General features: G+C 38.7%; 15 protein-coding genes and 1 other RNA gene. 7 read left to right on the top strand and 9 right to left on the bottom strand.

Features of this window, described 5'->3' with window-relative positions:
- Window positions 1-11 precede the first annotated feature (11 nt).
- The 3 genes from RAO94_02515 to RAO94_02505 are packed head-to-tail and all read left to right on the top strand — an operon-like array spanning window position 12 to window position 1296.
- Window positions 12-320 carry a hypothetical protein gene (locus RAO94_02515; GenBank protein MDP8321205.1) on the top strand — a complete coding sequence of 103 codons (309 nt, stop codon included), beginning with the start codon at window positions 12-14 and terminating at the stop codon, window positions 318-320.
- The gene (locus RAO94_02510) at window positions 320-724 is read left to right on the top strand and encodes a hypothetical protein (protein ID MDP8321204.1); all 405 of its coding nucleotides are present in this window, start codon (window positions 320-322) and stop codon (window positions 722-724) included. The genes RAO94_02515 and RAO94_02510 overlap by 1 nt, the downstream gene beginning before the upstream one ends.
- Entirely contained in the window at window positions 721-1296 is a 576-nt protein-coding gene (locus RAO94_02505; protein ID MDP8321203.1) for a hypothetical protein, read from the top strand. The genes RAO94_02510 and RAO94_02505 overlap by 4 nt, the downstream gene beginning before the upstream one ends.
- Here the strand turns inward: RAO94_02505 and RAO94_02500 are convergent.
- The 9 genes from RAO94_02500 to RAO94_02460 all read right to left on the bottom strand — a co-directional run bounded on the left by RAO94_02500 (window position 1293) and on the right by RAO94_02460 (window position 13433).
- Window positions 1293-1772: a MerR family transcriptional regulator gene (locus RAO94_02500; GenBank protein ID MDP8321202.1), complete on the bottom strand. Its 480-nt coding sequence runs from the start codon at window positions 1770-1772 to the stop codon at window positions 1293-1295. The genes RAO94_02505 and RAO94_02500 overlap by 4 nt on opposite strands.
- A gap of 53 nt (window positions 1773-1825) precedes the next feature.
- Window positions 1826-3304, bottom strand: coding sequence for an apolipoprotein N-acyltransferase (lnt, locus tag RAO94_02495; GenBank protein MDP8321201.1), 1479 nt, complete (start codon window positions 3302-3304; stop codon window positions 1826-1828).
- Complete coding sequence (locus RAO94_02490; GenBank protein ID MDP8321200.1) at window positions 3285-4100, bottom strand: hypothetical protein; 816 nt, start codon at window positions 4098-4100, stop codon at window positions 3285-3287. The genes lnt and RAO94_02490 overlap by 20 nt, the downstream gene beginning before the upstream one ends.
- Window positions 4084-5808 carry a single-stranded-DNA-specific exonuclease RecJ gene (gene recJ, locus RAO94_02485; protein MDP8321199.1) on the bottom strand — a complete coding sequence of 575 codons (1725 nt, stop codon included), beginning with the start codon at window positions 5806-5808 and terminating at the stop codon, window positions 4084-4086. The genes RAO94_02490 and recJ overlap by 17 nt, the downstream gene beginning before the upstream one ends.
- 27 nt (window positions 5809-5835) lie before the next feature.
- Window positions 5836-6221: RNase P RNA component class A (rnpB, locus tag RAO94_02480), an RNA gene on the bottom strand.
- A 12-nt stretch (window positions 6222-6233) separates the two neighbouring features.
- Entirely contained in the window at window positions 6234-6944 is a 711-nt protein-coding gene (locus tag RAO94_02475) for a C4-type zinc ribbon domain-containing protein (GenBank protein ID MDP8321198.1), read from the bottom strand.
- Window positions 6944-7771 carry a carboxylating nicotinate-nucleotide diphosphorylase gene (gene nadC / locus RAO94_02470; protein MDP8321197.1) on the bottom strand — a complete coding sequence of 276 codons (828 nt, stop codon included), beginning with the start codon at window positions 7769-7771 and terminating at the stop codon, window positions 6944-6946. The genes RAO94_02475 and nadC overlap by 1 nt, the downstream gene beginning before the upstream one ends.
- Window positions 7772-8027: 256 nt before the next feature.
- Window positions 8028-9260: a glyceraldehyde 3-phosphate dehydrogenase NAD-binding domain-containing protein gene (locus RAO94_02465; GenBank protein ID MDP8321196.1), complete on the bottom strand. Its 1233-nt coding sequence runs from the start codon at window positions 9258-9260 to the stop codon at window positions 8028-8030.
- 72 nt (window positions 9261-9332) lie between these two features.
- Window positions 9333-13433, bottom strand: coding sequence for a PEP/pyruvate-binding domain-containing protein (locus tag RAO94_02460; GenBank protein ID MDP8321195.1), 4101 nt, complete (start codon window positions 13431-13433; stop codon window positions 9333-9335).
- Window positions 13434-13764: 331 nt separating this feature from the next.
- Here RAO94_02460 and RAO94_02455 point away from each other — a divergent pair, with 331 nt between their 5' ends.
- From RAO94_02455 to RAO94_02440, 4 genes are all read left to right on the top strand, one after another.
- The gene (locus tag RAO94_02455; GenBank protein ID MDP8321194.1) at window positions 13765-16638 is read left to right on the top strand and encodes a T9SS type A sorting domain-containing protein; all 2874 of its coding nucleotides are present in this window, start codon (window positions 13765-13767) and stop codon (window positions 16636-16638) included.
- A gap of 328 nt (window positions 16639-16966) precedes the next feature.
- Window positions 16967-17113 (top strand): hypothetical protein, encoded by a 147-nt coding sequence (locus RAO94_02450; GenBank protein MDP8321193.1) that lies wholly within the window; start codon window positions 16967-16969, stop codon window positions 17111-17113.
- 125 nt (window positions 17114-17238) lie between these two features.
- Window positions 17239-19140, top strand: a complete 1902-nt coding sequence (locus tag RAO94_02445) for a tetratricopeptide repeat-containing sensor histidine kinase (GenBank protein ID MDP8321192.1) — start codon at window positions 17239-17241, stop codon at window positions 19138-19140.
- A 54-nt stretch (window positions 19141-19194) separates the two neighbouring features.
- Window positions 19195-21087, top strand: coding sequence for a tetratricopeptide repeat-containing sensor histidine kinase (locus tag RAO94_02440; protein MDP8321191.1), 1893 nt, complete (start codon window positions 19195-19197; stop codon window positions 21085-21087).
- The last annotated feature ends 613 nt before the right edge of the window (window positions 21088-21700 follow it).

Here is a 21700-nt window from a genome sequence, read left to right as displayed (position 1 = left end):
AGGTAAGTAAAATGAAAAATAATGAAAAAGAAAGTATGACAGACAACAAGATAAGAGATTTCTTATCAGCCTACCAGGATGAAGATGTTCCGGTAGATCTACGGGAAAGAGTTCTTGATGCTGCCAGAAATTCTTCTTTATCTCCAGTAATAATAAAACTTGAGCCCATGTGGAAACGCTTATCTCTGGCAGCTTCCATTGCCGCTTTTGCACTGGGAATAGTGATGAGCAATCAGGTGTTTGCTTCAACCAGCACCAGCAGTGCAGATTTGAGTTATGGGGAAACGGGTTTATATAGTTATGTGATGGAGGGTGAATAATGAAGAAGCAGATATTACTTTTTGTAATTGTGATCTCCCTGGCATTTAATCTTGCCTTTATCGGGATGTTCATCTGGCATCGCACGCATGCACCAAGACCTTTTGATAGACCTGAATTTCATGATTTCAAAGAGCATATGCGTCAGAAACCCGGTGAGATAGAAGCTGATAAGCGAGAATTTATGAATTTCAGAAGTCAATTTATGGATTATCTGAGTGGAGAAGAATTTAATGAAGAAGTGGCAGACAGTCTGCGACAAGAAACTTTGAACAGGCAAATTAAGCTGGAAACGGCTTTTGGTAAAAGACTTATAGAAATGAGAAAAAAAGGTGAGTTTAATGATAAGGATTTCAGAAGACCACCAGAAGACAGATTACAAAGACCTCAAAGGAGAAGAAAATGAAGAAGTTACTCGTAATTGCCGCAATACTGCTGATAGCAACCGCAGTATTTGCTCAGAATCACTTTAACCAGGGAATGGACTGTCAGAAAGGACAAGGCAGAGATAATGGAAGAATGGGCATGATGGATAAAGGCCGAATGGGAATGCAGGGAAAGGGAAACCCAGGCGATAGAATGATGATGATCATGCATCAACTGGAATTAACAGAAGATCAGCAGGAACAATTGGAAGATCAGCATGTCAAAATGCAGAAAACAGCTATCGAGTTCAATGCCCAGATCAAGATTTTGGAAATAGACGCACAAGTAGCCATGAAAGAAATGAATTTTTCTCAGATAAAAAAAGTTAGTAATAACATCTTTGATCTAAAGAAAGAATTGAAAAACAAGCATATAGATAATCAGGAAAAATGCTGGAATCTCTTAACTGCTGAACAAAAAGAGCAGGCAATGGAACTGATGAAACATCCCCGAAAGATGATGCAGGAAAAAATGAGTGAGAAGAAGGGAATGGGACATCAGAGAAACAGAATGATGGATGACGATGATGATGAAATGGATGACGACGATTAATCAGAATTAATCGAACTGGAAGAATTAGTAGAAGCAGGATCCAATTCCTGCTTCTCTTCTTTTTGGGAAAGGAGAGCTCTAAGCTGACCGAGTTTGGCTTTTAATTCTTTCTTTTTTTCAAATTTCTGTAAGGATCTGGGAGGCAAACTGATAATATCCTGGATTTTTTCAATTCTGGAAGTGAGTATGGTTTTGATTTCTCTGGGAGGTATGCTGATTTCTATTTGTTCATTTTCAGGCACAGGACTATGAGATGACATTTTTTTTCTGGCACCTTCGATGCTGAAGTTTTGCACATGAAGTAAATATTTAATAGTTTTGATAGTTTCTATATCTTCAAGGGTATAATTCCGTTTTCCGCTGTTATTTTTTTTAGGTCTCAGCTTAGGAAATTCAGCTTCCCAGTAACGGAGAGTATGCTTTTTAATACCAAGCATTTTGGCGACTTCTCCTATGAGATAGTAATGCTTAGGCATAATACTCCTTCCATAACAAATTTAAGATGAAATTAGATATTTGGAAATTGCAGTCAATCTTTTTTTATTAGCGACCATAACAGCAGAAGCACCAAAAGTCCTATTAGGATGTTCGGAAAAATATGGAAATACCGGACAAAAAGCGATTTTCCCTGGTAATCATAAATATCTGCTTCTATTGTTTCTCGAGTAAATATATCCGTTTTTGCTAGAATATCTCCCCGGGGATTTACGATTAGAGAAATACCTGTATTAGCAGAGCGAAAATACTGAGTTCTAGTTTCAATTGCCCGGAATCTGGTCATCATTGCATGTTGATATGTACCGGCAGAATGATAGAACCAGGCATCATTTGTAAGATTAACTATAAATACCGGGTCATTGGATGCCATCTGAACATTAATATCAGGAAAAGCAACTTCAAAACAGATCTGGGGAGTGAATTTCAAACCCTCATATTCATAATATCTTAATTCTTTGCCATATTCCCAGTTTGCCTGACCCAATTCAACTCTATTTAGCACCGGCATCACATTCAAAAGAGGAATTCTCTCACCAAAGGGCACCAGTATTTTTTTGTAATAGGGTTTATAGGCGTATCCAGTGGAATCAAATAGGTTGCAGGAATTATAATATAGAGCTTCATCATTTTCAGCATCATAAATATAATCGGGAAATCCCGTGAAAATAGCTTTTTTATGCTTTTTTACCATTCTATTAACAAAATTTTTGAATACGAAACGGCGCATAACATAGCCTGGGATTGCTGATTCAGGTAATATCGCCATGTCAGTTTCATCTGATAATTTACCGATATATTCATCATAAAGATTAAATGTGGTATCCCTGTAAGCACTTTTCCACTTTAAATTCTGCGGAATACTTATCTGGACAATTCCCGCTCTGCGATGAGTGTTTTCAAGTTTGATGGTATGATAACGCCAATTTGAATATCCCACCCAGATAAGATGAATTGCCAGCAGCCAGATAATTGGGCTTTTTTTGCCTATTACTACAAATTGATATATCAATATATTTGTGAGTATAACGTAGAGTGATATCAGGGTCACACCGCCAATTTCTGCAGGTTGCAGGAGGATATTGTAATCAGCCAGTGAATAACCAGTATAGAACCATGGGAAGCTGAACTGACCATAGTTCAGGAGATGCTCAAAAGCCAGCCAGAGCAGGAGAAAACCCAGAAAGCGAAACTTGTGATTTCTTATCCAGATAACATTATTCAAATGAAAAATGATCAAGAAATAAAGATAGAAAAGAAGAATCATGCCCACAAAACCAGGTAATGTAACCAGTGTTATCCAGTGGAGAGCAGTTATGGTATAAACAAAGCTAAATACAAATGCTCCCTGGTTAATCACCCGATAACTCGGCTTACGGTCAAAAAAGAACAGCAGAGGTATAAAACCGCAGTAACTGATAAATCCCAAATGAATTGGTAGTCTGGCAATTCCTGTTAAAAGTGCAGCAAGAAATGGCAGCAGCAGTATTTTATTAATTTGAATATTTTTCATATCTAATTTTTCCTAAGATTAGTTTTTTCCCATCATATAAGATAATCTCAGGTGCCTGGAAGAAAACTTTTTGCCATGGATTTGTGTTTACAGCAAATTTTGTCATATTCTTCTGATGCTCCAGGTAATATCTTTTAACGCTGTATAATTGATCATTCTCCAGATAGCAGTGTCCGGGATGCTGATCTACTAACTGTCCATAAGTGCTGAAAAAGTAAGTTTGATCATTCTCAAGGTCATATACAGCCAGAAGGTCATTATATAATTCGAGACTGGCAATATCGCCAAATTGCAGATTTCCCCAGGTAGCTATTTCATTGCCCTTATAATCCAGGACAACAATTTCATTGCGTTTATCATCATAAATATAAATTTTCTGGTCAAGGGCAATAACCACCAATTGAGGATCAAGATTGCTGTTTATTTGCATTTTCCCCGTCATTTTTCCGGCTTTATTAAATTTCTTCAAACTGTTATCATAGCTATCCAGAGCAAAAAGGTCACCATCAGGTGCCAGGCAAATATCAGCCAGTTTCTGAAAACTGATTTTGTCAAATCCCTTTCCACCAATGGTATTTATTTCTTTGCCGTCTTTAAAAATGTGGATTTTATCTGTATTGGATTCCCAGATATATATTACCTGCTCGATGGAATTATAACACGCTTTTTCGATCTTAATATCAGTTTTTAAAGCAAATATCTCAGTGAATTCCACCGGTTGAAGATTTTTTGTGCCCGTATTGATTGAACAGGCAAAAAGGGTACTCAGAATTAGTAAATTAAATATCTTTCTCAAAATGCAGGTCTTTCAATTTTCCCTGGATACTGGTTCTTCCCTGCCAGGTATTAAATTCCAGAGAATAGGCGATATCGATTTTTTCACCTTTCTTCAGGAAGGGCAGGTAATCACCCAGGTTAAATCCGATCAGGTCTAATTCACAACCATCTTTCATTACTTTTAATTTTAGATGGTTTTTCCCCACACAATAGGGATAACCCACAATCGTGACCAGGGTAGTAAAGAAAACAGGTTTCATATTACCGGGTCCAAAGGGAGCAAACCGGTTAAGCCATTCCAGCAAATTCTCATTTATCTCATATAATTCCAATTTGGAATCTATCTTCAGAGGAGGTAGCAGCAGGTCAGGAGAAATCCTGGATTTCATGTATTTAGTGATCTGATTTTCAAATGTATCCAGATATTCTGCCATAATAGATAAACCTGCAGCATACTTATGTCCACCAAAAGTATCAAGACAGTCCTCAACATGAGTAAGGGCTTCAAAGAGATCAAAATCTGCAATACTACGTCCAGATCCACTGCCAATCCCATCTTTGAATGAGATCATCACCGCCGGACGGTAATACTTCTCCACCAGTTTGGAGGCAACAATACCGATCACTCCTGGATGCCATTCATCAGATGAAATCACTATGAACAGTGTTTCATCCATATTTTTGTATTTTTCTTCAATTATCTGGCAGGCTTCATTATAGGTTCGCTGATCAATCTGCTGTCGCAGAGAATTTTGGTGCTCGATCTGCTGTGCCAGCTCCCGGCTTTCCTTTTCATCAATAGATACCATTAGCTTTACAGCAGTGAGTGCTGTACCCATCCTGCCGGCAGCATTGATCCTGGGGGCAATGCCAAATACAATATCACTGGCATTTAATGTTTTCTCAGTTAACCCTGCAAGATTGATCAAAGCATTTAAGCCAATATTCTGTTTCTTGATAAGTCTTTCAAGACCTATGGAAGCAAATATCCTGTTCTCTCCCACCAGTGGGACGATATCTGCGATTGTACCCAGTGCTACAAGATCAAGATACTTATTGCACATTTCATGAGTATCCACACCCAGCTTGATATATACTGCCATGAGCATTTTATAGGCTACGCCAACACCTGCCAGTTCCAGACAGGGATATTTACTACCTGGCAGCTTGGGATTGATGATTGCATAAGCCCGGGGTAATTGCTCTTTGGGATTATGATGATCAGTAATGATGATATCCATTCCCAATTCATTGATAGTTTCCACTTCATTAATAGAGTTTATTCCGCAATCAACGCTGATGATCAGGGAAGTTCCATTTTCTTTTAACCGATCAACTCCAGAAATGGATAATCCATACCCATCTATCATTCTATGAGGGATGTAATAATCCACCCTGGCATTCATTTTCTTAAGACCCAGATAGAGAAGAGAGGTTGATGTGGTTCCATCTACATCATAATCTCCGTATATAGTAATCAATTCGTTATCATTGATAGCTTTTACAACCCTGAGAGCTGCTTTTTCCATATCCCTGAACAGGAAGGGGTCATGAATAGATTTTAATTCCGGCTGAAAGAATAACCCTATTTCTTCTTGTGTTCTTAAGCCGCGCCTGATGAGCATTTCTGCTATCATTTCAGGGCACTTCATCTCTTCAGTAATATGTTTCTGTGCTTCAATCTCTGCTGCTGTCAATGTATCAGCAATTTTCCATCTTTTCTGCATTATAATTCCTAATTTAATCTCTAGTACTGTCGGAGACGGTCATAAGCCGAATTCTGTAAATCACCTAACAAGCGATTCTATATCTATTTCTCTACGCCGGATATTGCTATTCCCAACGGGGACATATTGCCGGCTTAAGCTGCCTACCCGAAAGCAAACCGGATCGGGCAGATCCGGGTCCGAAGACTGCTTCCCTATTTGGCATTGCACCGGATAAGGCTTTCCGAGCATTCTGACTCACGTCAGAATCTGGCAGGCTCTTACTCTGCCATTTCACCCTTACCATATAGGCGGTTTGTTTCTGTGGAGCTGGCTCCTCTTCGCAAAGACTTCCAATTAAGAAGTATCCTGCCCTGTGGTGTTCGGACTTTCCTCTTCACCGCAAGCGGTAAAGCAGATATATGATCCTCTCCGACAGATTTATATCAATCTTCTTTATTTAACACAATTATACGGCTGCAGCTTTCACAGAAAATTAACTTTTCTCCTTCATGAAGCTCAACCATCACCTGAGGACGTATCATAAACCCACATCCTCCGCAGGTATTTCCCGAATTATATACTAATGCTTTCCTATGTCTATTTTTTATCAAGGTTACATATTTTTTTACTATCGGCACGGGAAGACCCCTGGCAAGCTCTTTGCGTTCTGCCCGAATTACTTCCATACTCTTATTCACTTCAGCTATCTCATTTTCCAGACGATGTTCATTCGCAGCCAGTTCCTGTTCAGCAGATTTCAAGTTCTTTTCGGCTTCCTGCTGATTAGTCCGTAAATCTTCCTGGCTCTCCATTAATTCTACAATTTCATCTTCCAGCTCTTCGTTCTTCTTTTCCAAATGACTGACTTCTTTATTTAAAGCTTTGTATTCCTTATTAGTTTGAATTGTCAATAACTGATTTTGATATTTTCCCATCATGTCTTTATTACTGCGAATCAAAAGTTCACGCTTATCCTGTTCTTTCTTGTTATTTTCTATTTCTTCTTTCAGGTTTTTCAGCTCTAATTGAGCTTCCGCTAAATTTGTCTTTAAATTGCTTAATTGCTTAGGCAGATTTTCTATTAATACCTGTAATTTAGTGATCTCATCATCACACTTTTGCATCTCAATCAAAACTTCTAAATCTTTACGCATTATTTGACCTCCTCAAATATCAAACTGATATCCAATGATTTGTAAGAATGGGTCATAGAACCACTGGAGATAAAATCTACTCCAGTCTCTGCTATCTGGGATATTGTGGATAAGCTAACATTTCCAGATGCCTCAAGTTCCACTTTGCCATGAAATTCCGTCACCGCCTGCTTCATATCATCAAGGCTCATATTATCAAGCATCACCCTATCCACACCACAGGAAACGGCTTCCAGCAGTTCCTGAAGATTTGTTACTTCCACTTCCAGCTTATGGCTGGTATCGTTTTTGCGAACCAACTCCACGGCTTTGCTGATGGAACCTGCAGATAATATGTGGTTTTCCTTAAGCATCAGCATATCATATAAACCAAACCGGTGATTATAGCCACCTCCTGTTCTGACGGCATATTTTTCCAACTGACGCAACAGAGGAGTGGTTTTTCGGGTATCAAGCAATTTTGCCCGGTTATCACCAATCTTGGCTACCATTGCAGCGGTTTGAGTAGCGATTCCACTTAATCTTTGCAAAAAGTTCAAGGCTACACGTTCTGCTTTTAACATTGAAGCTGATGAGCCTGACAATAAGCAGAGTACATCTCCCTTTTCCACTTCATCACCATCTACTCTCAGACGCTCTATCTCTGTTCTGCTATCTACCAGGGCAAAGGTCTTGCAAAAAACATCCAAACCGGCAATCACGCCCTTTTCTTTGGCAATTAATCTGGCTGCAAGATGCTTGTCTTCAAGCTTTAGACTATCAGTGGTGATATCACCATGACAAATGTCTTCTTCCAGACTTAACCGAATTAATTCTTCAGTATTCATTTCTCACCAACAAAAAAAGCATCCACCTTGAGAGTGAATGCTTTTATTTTTATGTTTTCAAGAGCTTGTTCAGAGCTCTCTACTTTCTTCATTATTCCCGTCTTATCCTCGGAATTAAACACCATATATGCTTCCCTTAAACTATCTTTAACGTCAGTAATTTCTCACTTGCCGTTCTGTCAATATTTTTATCCCTTGTTTCTTCTCTGCCCCCTTAATACTTATACTATATCTATTTATCTATATTCTGATCTTCCTACATATTTTCATCTACATGGATTGTGAGTTTGCCAAGCATATTCACATAACTGCCAAACTCATTATCATACCAGCCAAATATTTTAGCATGAGTTACAGGCATGGAAATATTATCAGTAGAATCCAGCCCCAATTCATTAAGCATCTGAGAGGATAATTTCATAAATCCGGTTCTGGTGTGGGTATCATGCCCTTCAATAACGGCTGCTGCTCTGATACCGATCAAATCACTGGAAACATTCTGACGCTCACTGTACACAAGCAGTCCCTTCTGTTTCCCATCAGCAGCCTCAGAATAGATATTATTCAAATAATCACCGGTTATTACGGGTTCCGAAGCATCATTCACATGCTCATGGAAAGTAATATTCAGGCTGATCATTGATACTGTATTAGTGGGTATCCTTACTGAATCTGCCATAAATCCGATATCTTTGATCTGGGGTAAGATCTGTTCCAAAGCTTTTGCCGCCCCAGTAGATGTTAAGATAATATTATTCATTATTGAGCGGTTTTTTCTCAGGTCTTTAGCCCCGCTTTTAGGAACGCTGTCCAGGATACTTTGTGTATTGGTGGAAGCATGGATAGTAGACATAGAAGCAGTAACAATTTGAGATGATGCTTCATTTTCCAGAAGAGGCATCATCATGTGAGCAAGTCCCGTAGTTGTGCAGCTTGCGGCAGAAAGGACATTATGATGGCCCGGGTCATAATCATGATGATTTACACCATAAACAAATAATTTACTGTCATCCGGCATATTTAATGCCTTATTTTTGATCTTAAAGGGTGCTGAACAGATAACTTTCTCTGCTCCAGCTTCCAGATGCCCCCGTACGCTGCCCCTGGGATCATCTGCTGTTACTGTGGGATCTAAAAAGACTCCCGTACAGTCCACCACCAGCCGGACATTCTCTTCTGCCCAGGGTATATCCAGAGGATTACGGGCATTGCGTAGGATTTTCAATTGTTTACCGTTTACGGTTATAAACCCCGTTTCCCGGTCTATGATTTTAAATTCCACTTTTTTGCCAGAAACTCCGTAAATGAACCTGTCAATATGCCCATAAGTAGAATCAGATTCAAGTGTATTGATCAGATCTTCCAGGCTATTCCCCACTTCCCTGCCAACATTAACAACAAATCCGTCAAAGTGACCAAGGGCGATATGGTTCCATAAGGTTAGTTTACCGATTCTGCCAAGCCCATTGATTCCTAAGATATTTTCCATCAGAATTCTCCTTAATGTTTTATTTTTTATATCTATTTATTGCTATACTATTACTTCCTGTCAATAATTATCCTATCCCTGATATGCCATCCGCTCAGTATGAACATCATAATTCCCAACAAAGATACTTCCAAAATGACCGTCAATTGCTACTTCATCACCACTTCGAAGTTTCTTGTCATTGATTTTGCAGCATTTATTATCTTCATCAACTTCTAATTGCTTACAATTTACTATGCACACAATTCCCAAACGCACTGCCGTAACTGCTGCATGAGAAGTTGCTCCACCTCTGCCGGTTATCAAGCCATCACACTTAAAAATCATTCCAATATCATCTGGTACCGTGTCAGGACGAACCAGGATCATCGCCTTATCAGGATATTGCTCCCGGTATTTCTGTAGGTCTTCATCATCAAATGCCAGTATCCCGTTCAGGGCTCCACCGCCAATTCCGATTCCGCTTCCGGCAAATTCCATTTCTTCACGTTTTTGAGAAAATATTTCAAAATCCTGTTTAGTCTGGATATCCTGATTACGGGTCTGTAATATATATAATCCTTCCGGCTGGTCAGATTCAAAAGTAAATTCTATCTCCTGATGGCTAAACCCATGCTCATAGATCATCTGAGCCGCTAATTCATTCAAGCGATTATAGATCAAAGGTAATTTTGCTTCCAGACTTTCACTTCCGTCATTTCCGGCGATTTTTGCCTGATTGCTTGTCAAAGGCAAAACGTTCACCAATCCTGCCACAATATCTTCTCCCTGGCTGCACACTGTATATTCACCATAAAGTTTCAAGCCCGGTTGATTACTTGATGGATCATGAGTAAAAAGCACCCCTGTACCGGAATTTTCGCTCATATTACCCAGCACCATCTGCTGGACTACTACTGCTGTCCCCCATTCATTTGCTATCTGCATTTGTTCCCGATAAACCAGTGCTCGTTTGGAATCCCAGCTATCCAGCACATAGCCGATCGCCCCAGTTAATTGTTCATAAGGATCATCAATGAATTTTTTTCCACAATCCAGGATTTTCTGTTTATAGGCTTTAGCAATGGTTTTCATCTGATCTTTGCTCAGATTCTGCTTCATTTCAATGCCAAATTCTTCTTTATAGCCTTGAATAATATCATCAAATTCATCACGTTTGATTTGTTGTGCCATTCCCCAGCTTTGCAAAAGACGACGGTAAGAATCCCAGGCTGTCCAGCCCATATTTTCCTGTTTGCTCATCTCTTCGGCAATCTCATCATTCATACCCACATTCAGGAAAGTGTTCATAGCTCCGGGCATGGAAATTGCAGTTCCTGATCGCACACTCAATAATAGTGGATTAGATGGTTCTCCATAAATTCTACCTGTAAGTTTCTGTAATCTACTAACTTGTTTACGGATTTTGAACAAAATATCATCTCGAAGTACTCCCGGTCTTAATACCAAAGGTCGATGACGGAAAAGCTCAGTAGATAATACAAAGCCCGGTGGGATAGGAAAACCCTTGCTGAGCATAACTTTCAAAAAATACGCCTTAGAACCCAGAAATATGGGATTATCCAGTTCAGGTGTTAATAAATAGAGCGGACTCACTATCTGATCAGGTTCATAGCTCATGAGCAGGGGCAAATGATGCTTTTCATAATCCTGCACAACATCACGAATAGATTTCAAAAGTGTCATAATGAAATTATCAAGTTTCTGGATTATGAATGCCGAAGTGAGCAGATCACGATAAAACTGCTCAGAAAGCTTATCTGACTGCTTTAATATTTCTTCTTTATCTTCCGTATCAATATATTGATGTGTGATCTCTTTCAAAGGCTGCTCATATATCCGGTAAAAATATTCCTTTACGATCTCTTTGGTGTTTTCTGCCAGAAACTGAACTAAGTTCTGGTATTGATCGAGAGTGAAACTGGATTCCAGACTGTAATGGAACATCTCCAGATTAGAACTGAATCCTGGATTGCTGATGCCATCCATCTCAAGTCCGGTCTCATATAGCCTTAATAATCGGTAAACCCGCTTCAAAGTTTTATGGGTCAAATACTTAAGATCCACACTGGCTTCTATCTCTTCCAGCAGGATTTTAGCTATTTTTTCCAGACGGAATATCAATCCCAGGGCATCAAACCTCGGCTCACTGTATTCACCATACATTGATGGTATTCCCGCTGCAACATGCCGTTTATAATATATATCCTCTCTTGCTTCCGTTTTTCCCTCGGCAAATATCACTCCCATCAGCTTCTTCATCATTAGAAATAATTTTCCCAGTGCTTCCTCATTTTTATTAGAATTCAAAAGGTGCAGCAGATCGTCTATCTCTGCTTTATTAAAAAAGTGACTCCTGCTCAGGGTTTTATTCAAATCTGTAATTCCAAAACTATATTTTTCTACCAGAATATTATAGATCCTGATCAGGTAGAATACTTTTTTACGATATATTTTTGGTATTTGAGTATGCTCTTCAATTGATTGTTCCAGTTTACGCTGATTCAGCTTCGTCAATCCTATCACATCACAATCATATTCATTGCTGAGCAGTTCCACCAGTTCATGATTATGAATGTAATATTCGCTACTGGTATCCAGAAATTTCAGCACATCTGCCGGTAGAGCAGATTCCATTGGTGCTATAGCTCCAGTCTCCCAGTATATCAGGATATTACATGCCAGATTAACATTGGTATTATTGCTTTCTGTGTGCACCTGTTTCCTGAAAAAGTGCATCAGTCTGTCCTGGCGTCTGCCAATTTCATCTATGGCTGTGGTTAATTCCCGTAATTCGCCCTCAGCTCCGATCTTATTATAATATATGGGGAACAGCCGGGCTAATTGTTTCACCTGCTTAAAAATCGCTTGCACTTTTCCATTCAGGAACCAGGAAATATCCTTCTGAAAAAGATCAGTATCTGAAACAAATATCCCACCGATCCGCAGATTCACTATCAAGGCACTTAATAACCGGTTCATCCTGATTGGATCAAGTTCCACAAGTTGTAGCCAGATTCTGATATTCTTGATATGATTACTGTCTATCACCACCTGCCACTCTTTATCTATTTTCATACCCTGCGGTGACACAAATCCCAGTTCTATCACTAAATCTATAAATTTGTGGGTTAGATCATGATCCTTTAATCCCAATATCGTTTTCCCCAACGATAAGGTACTATCCAGAACGGTTTCCCGATACTTATCCTTTAATTCCTTAAATAGACCAAATATCTCAACCGTGAATTTTTTCATCTCCTTGGCCTGGATCTCTTCTCCCACTTTTCGCATGATCCTGTTCAAATCCATAAGTAAGCTTTTGCGCATCTGATACATATCTTCCAGCTTAAAGAGATATAAAATATAATATATTTTCTCCTGACTGGTATTGAATTTCGTTATCATACTGCGGTATTTCTGGGCAATATCTCCAAAAAACGCCAGTTTGCTTAGTTCTTCCCAGTTATCAATTTTTATTAACTGGTCTCGCTGACTCTTTATATATTCCCTGCCCATACCTCTGATTAAATCGCTATAATCACTCCCAAATAACTGCTTCTTTTCCGCATACCATACTTCCAGCTCAGGCAGTTCAAACCACCTCGCATAAACACCCTGAAGTATTTCACGGCAATAACTAACACAACTTTCGCCAATTTCCCCTATCTCATAAACCACCTTAAAGTGGTTTTTGATATAAGTGCTGTTCCGCTCTACAATATAAGGATCGCTTTGATATATATTTTTGATTAGCTCCAGGCACTCATTTATTGCTGACATACATGGATTATCCTGCTCTGCAAGTTTACCGGCAAAACGGATCAGTGTTTGCATCAGCCTGTCCAGTATCCCAGTATCAATATACTGTTGTAAGAGATTAGAGAAAATTGCCAGGATCAATTTAAATGCCTGGTCACGTTCTGCGCATTGATCATAAAACCACAGATCGCTCAATGCCACCTGCACCAGGTCTTCTGTTACCACTTTATGATTGGAATAGCGATGATAATATTCATCCAGTAAAGTCCGGCAACGCTCATTTATTCCCTTTTTGCCAATTGATAGATCCAGCAGCCATTGATAATCCTTGGGTAAGGTTTGACTGCCCTTCTGCGTTTCTTCCAGATTCCTGATCAGTGCCGTTGATTTTTCTATATTATCTTTTGCCATAAATTTCCCTGCTCTTATATTTTCTTTAACTTCACATCTCTATTTCTTTACTCAGCTTCTCATTAGTCAAGATTAATATAAGTCATATAAGACATTTAGGACTTATATGACCTATATCCCGCCAATCTCCCACAACAACAAAGCACGTACTCACATTTTTTTGTTAGATAGTGCTAAGTTGTTCTGTTAAGGGATTTCTGGATAGGAATAAGTAGTAAAATAAGTTTTTCAAAACAGGTGAGGATATAATTCATTTGACAAAAGATAAAAGAATAATGATATTTTACTTTGGATAAAAAAGTTAGTATTTGTGCTATTTAGAGAGGTTATTATGAAAATTTATGTTGTATTACTGTTAATAATTATTTCAGCTATTCTTTTTGCTGGCATGGGAAATGAATTAGAATTAGCAAAGAGAAATCAGCTGCATAGTAAGTATAATGTATCGCGGGATTTTATTACGCTTTTTAGTGAAGATTTTGAGAACGGAGCTGAAGGCTGGGAAACTTTTGATGCAACTGGAATATCGCACGGGATAGAATTCTGGCATTTAAGTACGACGGGAGCTTATGAGGGTAATTCCTGGTGGATGGGTGACGAAGAATTGGGTGGTTATACTGATCATCGCTATCTGGTATTAAATACTCCAGAATTGATTTTGGCAGAGGATAATCCTGAATTGCATTTCTGGTTCAGCTTATGCTGCCAGGATACGGGAGGAGGAGGAGCAGGATACAATGCCTGGGACGGAGCTAATGTGCGTATTTCCACTGATGGAGGAGAAAACTGGTCAGTTCTGGCTGGTTCGCCGGAATATAATGAAGTAAGTTTCTTTTCATTTGGAGTAGGATTTGGTGAAGGTCAAGGTGTTCCCGGCTGGGGCAGCACCACGGAGTGGGTAAATTGGACAGAAGCAGTATTTAATTTAGACGCTTATGCGGGAGAAAGTGTGAAAATACGTTTTGCCTTTGCCTCTGATGATAACTATAATACGGCAGATGATGCCAGTATGTTCGGATTCAGGCTTGATGATATAGCAATTGATACTGCTACGGGGATTTTTGAATCCAATGGTGATGGAGCTTCTGGAGATAGTGAAATGGTTGCCGAATATGGCGCAACCAGTACAGGAGATCTCTGGCATATTTATGAAGACAGCGAAGCTCCCAGTCCCACTCATGCCATGGGATGCTTTGATGAAGAAACCGATACTTACCTGCCCGGAATGTATAATAGCATTACTACTCCGGCATTCTATTTGCCTGCAAATGGAAACTTCTTCTGGGATTTAGATATAAAACTGATGCTTGATGATGACAGTACTTTTCCGGATTGTGACTATTTAATGGTAAAAAAGTGTTACCAGATACCTGGAGAGGACTGGTCAAACTGGTACCTGATTTCTTATCCACAGGGTAGTCCAGACATCGAAGGTTTTGCCTTTACAGGAAATTCTGAAACCTGGGTGCCTTTTTTTCCACATTGGGGTCTTGAATACAGCAATATATCTGAGTATGCCGGATGTAACGTGAAATTACGCTTTATACTGCTCAGTAATGAAGAAAATGAAGTTGTACCCGGTGGATTTAAAATTGATAATTTTAGGGTCCAGCAGGAAATATATTTTGGACCTGGACCACAAAACCTGATCGCTGTGACAAATGCTGACCAGCAGGTGGAATTAAGCTGGGATGCTCTCAGTGAAGGAGGAGGTGAAGGCTGGATTCAATGGGATAATAGTGTTAATGATAATGCAATTGGTCTTGATTTTGGGGGAACCTTGCATGCAGCAGCCCGTTTTGATACGGGTGATATGAGGGCTTATATTGGTGGAGAGATCACTCAGCTTGAGTTCTACACCGGTGATCTGCCAGAGGAAATGATAATTCATATCTGGAGTGGTCCTGACGCACAAAATGAGCTGGTAAATCAACCATATACCCCTAACGAAAACAACTGGAACCTGATTGATCTGGATACACCGATTCTGATTGAAAGCAATACAGAGTACTGGATAGGGTATGAAGTGACAATTGATGAATTTTCTAATACTGCCGGAGCAGATGCAGGACCAGCAGTAATAGGAAAAGGAGATTACTTTGCATTTGTGCCAGGTAACTGGGAGGAATTATCCAGTTATGGTCTTGATTACAATTGGAATATCCATGCTTATATTGAAGCCGGAGAACGTCGTTTGCCCCTGTTCCCCCAAAACAGTCGTGAACGTGAAATTACCGGATATAATATCTGGAGATCAACTGAAAGTGGTCTGGATTATCAGAATATTGGTGCTTGTGAAATGATAGATACTCCCTATTTTCTTGATGAAGAGCCAATTGCTTCGTCCTGGAATTATTATGTGGTCACTGCCTTGTATGATAGCGTAGATGGAGCCTTCAGCAATGAAGCCAGAGCTTATGTGCTGAGTGATGATGCCGTGGAACTGGCTTATGATGACGGATCATGCGAAGAGGGATTATATGTGGGAATTAGCCAAAATATGGCAGTAAAATTTACTCCCCCAGCTAATTATACAAGATCAATCTCGCAATTAAATTTTTATATTGAAACTCATGATATTGGTCGTACTATATTTGAAATTCTGGAAGGCAGTACCGGACTACCAGGTGAAAGGATCGGTCTGTTTATTGAAGAAGCGGAGAACCTGCATGCTGGCTGGAATATGGTTGAGTTTTCTCCGGTATCTATCCCGGATTACACAAGTGATTGTTTCTTCATTTCAATTCACTATTTCTCAAACCTGTCTGCGATTGGCAAAGATACAGATACTGCTGGAAATAGCTGGATTACCACCGGAGGAGGACATATTTGGGATGAAATCAATGATGGCAATATAATGATGCGCACTTATATTTATCCCTATGAGGGTTCTGATGCTATAGAGCTTGCTCCCGCATCTATTTCCATCAGTTGTTACCCAAATCCTTTCAATCCGCAGACAACAATTTCTTTTTTCACCACAAAGGGCACAGAGAACACAGAGATTAGTATATACAATACAAAAGGACAGCGCATTCGCTCATTCATAATTCATCCCGATGTAATCGGGACAAAATCTAAAATTAACTCTATTATCTGGGATGGGAAAGATTCACAAAATCGCTCTTGTACCACAGGCGTATATTTCTGTCGGATCAAATCTGGTAAGCAGACAGCTACAAGTAAGATACTCTTGCTGAAATAGAAAATTAGCACCGGAACATCAGGGAAACAGTATTCGGAGTAGTAGTTTTGGACGGACAGGAGTGGTAACTGATCGCCAGAAGTCTTGCCCGGAGTACCGTTCAAAACTCCTGCTTAGCTGGGGGGGGGTAAACGAAGGTGCGATTTAATGTAATGTAATCAGAGCTGGGAGGAGAATTGTGCTGTTTGTAGCTTAATCGTCCTTGATTAAGTTCTTATTATCAGTCAATCCGGGATGATTGACCTACATTGAGAAGGGTTAAACTATAATTAAATTGACAAAAGATAAGAAAAAAACTATTTTATAAAAAAGTGAATTGGAGGAAATTATGACTGGTAGAAAGCATCGGGATGTATTATTGGAATTAAAGAAAAAAAGTAAAGATGAGAAATCGAAAAACAAAAAGGGTAATGATAAAGTACAAAGTAGTGAAGGTTTTACCAAAAGCAGGAGCACTAATACTAAGAATAAATAATTGATAAAAAAACAGGGAGAATATTTACTATTCAATTATGGAATTGAAGTAGTATTATAAGCAGTAGCAGACGGCTTATAATGGGATAATTTAATAAATTCGAAACGAAATAGAGATGGAGATGTATGGAAAGGCAGAAATTTTTAGATGCGATATCAAGTAGTGAAGGTAAGAAGCGAATAGATAAAATATTAGAATACAGTTTATATTTACGTCAGGTAGACGCAGAAGAAAGTGCTAATCAAGCTAAAATAGTGCTTGAATATGCCCTTAGCCACCAGGAAAATTATCTGGAAACAGTTGCATTAGCTTATATTTGTACCGCTTATTTCTATAAATCAGATTTTGATCAGGTTATCTATTGGAGTGACCAGCTTTTTGAGAAAGGCCAAAAATATGGTGATAATAAATCCATGGGAGACAGCTATAACCTGAAAGCGCGGTTGGCATTTAGTCTTGATGATCTGACAACCGCTCAGGAGAATCTGCTGAAGGCATTAGAGTATCTGATCAAAACCGATTCATTAATGGATTTACTAAGCTGTTATAATGGATTAGGATTAATTCATCTGGCAAAAGAGGAACTGGATGAAGCGCATCATTTTCTAAATCTTGCCTTAGAGATTGCTGAACAGAAGGGAAGTGAGGCTCAGCATTCAATAAGACTTAATATTAGCAATATATTATATGGTCAAAGAAAATTTGAAGAAGCCTTAGCAGTAAATATGAAGACGCTGGAATTCTATCAGGACAATGACAGGATCAGTATGAAAGCGACAGCTTTGAATAATATCGCCCTTTGTCATAGAAACCTTGGAGATTCTGAGAAGGCTCTGGAATATTTCAAGGAAGCATATTTATTTTATCATAAGACAAAGCAGTATAATGAATTATGCAGATGCTGCAATTCTTTGGCAAATTTATATATCGATAGTCAGGATTGGGTTAAAGCTGAAGAATATTTAAAAGAAGCGAAACAGCTTGGGGAAACACATGATCTGAAATTTAGTTTATTAGCAGTTCATAACAGCTATTCCAGTTACCATGAGGCTAAGGGTGATTTTCAGGCAGCAAATGAATATCTTCGTAAAAGATTTAACCTCAATAAAGAACTGACTCAGGAAAGTAATCATGAGAAACTGGCAGAACTTGAAACGAAATATAAGACAGAAATATATAAGCTGAAAACTGCAGAATTAGATAAGAAAAATAAGGGAATGAGCAATCAGATAGTAGAATTGAATGAGTCACTGTCAGATTTGCAGACCACCTATTTATCGCTTCAGAATGACTTCGAGAAAGTAGTTGAACGAGTTAATGCTCAGGATGATCTTTTGAGCTCTCAATCAAGAATGTCTATGATGGGAGGAATGATATCAGCAATTGCTCATCAGTGGAAGCAGCCTTTAAATGTTATCTGGGTGCTGGTGCAGGCAATTGATGATTCGTGGCGTTTTGATGAACTTAATGAAGAATTCATGGATAATCAGGTGAAGCAGATAGGTGAACAGGTTCATTATATGGCTGAGACAGTGAATGATTTCAGTAAATTCTTCAAGCCTGACTATGTGCAGGAATACAGTGTGGCTGAAACAATAGAAAAAGCACTGAAGCTATTGGCATATATGCTAAAAAGCATTGGCATTAGTCTGATCAAAGAGCTGGATGGCAATTGTAGATTGAGCGGAAATCCTAATGAATTAAATCAGGTAATAATAAATATTATAAATAATGCCCGGGAAGCTATAATGCGGGATAAAATTATTGCTCCAGAGATCAGGATCAGAATGAACTGCAATAAAGAGCTGATTTCTATCACAATTTATAATAAAGGGAATCATATAAAACCCGAAAACCTGGAGAAGATATTTGAGCCATACTTTACTACCCGGGGGAAAGAAGGAACTGGAATTGGTTTGCAGATCTGTCGTCAAATAATAGAGAATAAATATAATGGCACTATCAATGCGAATAATTGTGATTATGGAGTGGAATTTGTGATCGAGATGCCAAAATTACAAAGATAAAAGGGTAAAATATTATCTGAAATTGAATATGAGCCGGAAATGAGGAAAACATAGATGGAAAGAAAAAAATTCTTAGACCGTATAGCCACTAGTGAAGGCGAGGAAAAGACGAAAGCGTTGATGGATTATTCTCAATATTTACAGCAGACTGATCCTCTGGAAAGTGTTAAACAAGCGAAACTTGTGCTCGAGATAGCGCGTGCACAAAACGATATACAACTGGAAATAAATGCTATGATCAATATTGCGAATGCCTATATTTGTAATTCTGATTTTCCAAAAGCTGAGCACTGGATAAATTTCTTACTAAGAACAGGTACCAAAAATAAAATACCAAAAGCCTTGGGAACAGCCTATGCTTTGAAAGCTCGCGTTGACTTAAGCCAAAACAACGCCACTTCATCACTGCAAAATATGCTGCTGGCACTGGAATATTTTCTGGAAACAAATGATCAATTTGACCTGTTAAGCTGTTATAATGGACTTGGAATCATCCACCTGATGAAAACAGAGTTAGATGAAGCATATCACTATTATCAACTGGCTCTGCAGATAGCAGAAAAAATTGGCAGTAATGCTAAACATTCCATCAGAGTAAATATTGGAATTATTCAAACTGAGCAGAAAAAGTATAAAGAGGCTTTGGAATCTAACTTCATTTCTCTGGAATATTTTCGCGAAAATGATCAGAAAACCTCTGAAGCGACTGCACTGTATAATATCGGCTTTTGTTATTACCAGTTAGAAGAATTAACAGATTCTCTTACCTATCTGGAAAAGTCTTATGCTCTCAGTAAAGATTTGAACGAAAAATATCTTCTCAGCAAGAGGTGCAATGCCGTTGCCACAACTCTTGTAAAAATGGGAGAGTTAGACAAAGCTCTGCCCTATATCGAAGAATCTGTGAAACTGGCAGAAAAGTATGATCTGCAATGGGACATGGCTCTTGGCTACGAAACCTATTCCCTTTATTATAAAGAAAGGGGAGATTATCAGCAGGCGTATGATTATCTTCAAAAAGTGTTATCACTGAAAGATAAAATAAACAAAGAAAATACTCAGGGAAAAATTGCCGAACTGGAAGCAAAATATAAAACTCAGATATATAAGTTACAAAACACTGAATTAGATGAAAGTAATAAAGCAATGAGCAATCAGATAACAGAATTGAATGAGTCATTGTCAGGTTTGCAGACTACCTATTTATCGCTTCAGAAGGACTTTGAAAAAGTAGTTGAGCGAGTTAATGCTCAGGATGATCTTTTAAGCTCTCAATCAAGAATGTCTTTGATGGGAGGGATGATATCAGCAATTGCTCATCAGTGGAAGCAGCCATTAAATGTTATCTGGGTATTGGTGCAGGCAATTGATGATTCATGGCATTTTGATGAGCTTAATGAAGAATTCATGGATAATCAGGTGAAGCAGATAGGTGAACAGGTTCATTATATGGCAGATACAGTGAATGATTTCAGTAAATTCTTTAAGCCTGAATATGTGCAGGAATACAGTGTGGCGGAGACGATAGAAAAAGCTTTGAAGCTATTGGCATATATGCTCAAAAGCAGTGGCATTAGTCTGATCAAAGAGCTGGATGACAATTGTAGATTGAGTGGAAATCCTAATGAATTAAATCAGGTAATAATAAATATCATTAATAATGCCCAGGAAGCCATCTTGCGGGATAAAATTATTGCTCCAGAGATCAGGATCAGAATGAACTGCAATAAAGAGCAGATTTCTATCACAATTTATAATAAAGGGAATCATATAAAACCAGAAAACCTGGAGAAGATATTTGAGCCATACTATACAACGCGAGGGAAAGAGGGAACTGGAATAGGTCTGCAAATTTGCCGTCAAATAATAGAGAATAAATATAATGGCACTATCAATGCGAATAATTGTGAGGGGGGAGTAGAATTTGTGATCGAGATGCCAAATTAAAAACCCACCGAAACCTTGCTGATGGTCGAATGACCTCCGAAATGGTTGATAAATTTTCCAAAAGACAAACTAATGACGGCACTGTCGATCAATTTCATTATGTATTTTGTTTTGCTCAAATAACGCAATGTAAGAGAAAAGAAGATTTAAGCAACGAATAGCTTTCATGCATTACAGCTCATCAAAACAATTACGAACAAAACGAACTATAGGAACTTTCAGAATTACACTTATTGTGTTCTTACGCCGTAGGCGTTAAATAATTGTAGAAATATCATACCTCCCGAAGCTTTCTTTACCCCGTAAAGGTTATTTAACCGGTTTGCGGGATTGATTTTTTGATATATATCCCCTACAGGGAAAACATTGGGGAGGTGGTTGGTTTTACTACAAACAGCAAACTTCTACGAAGTAAAAAACATAGAACACAGATTGACACTGATAATGGTCGTCATCTGCGCCGCACCTGTGGGTACACTGGCGCTGCACATTTGACTATTTTGGGGGCAACCATTGTATATTGACATCATTGTATATTGACATCATGAAATTAGTATTAAGATATTGATAAGGAAAATGGAAGGGGTTAAGCTTGAACAACCATAGGGTATTA

This window comes from Candidatus Stygibacter australis, assembly GCA_030765845.1.
Lineage (GTDB): Bacteria > Cloacimonadota > Cloacimonadia > Cloacimonadales > TCS61 > Stygibacter > Stygibacter australis.
The sequence above is the reverse complement of the archived record's forward strand: the minus strand, read 5'-3'. Positions and strand labels throughout refer to the sequence as shown.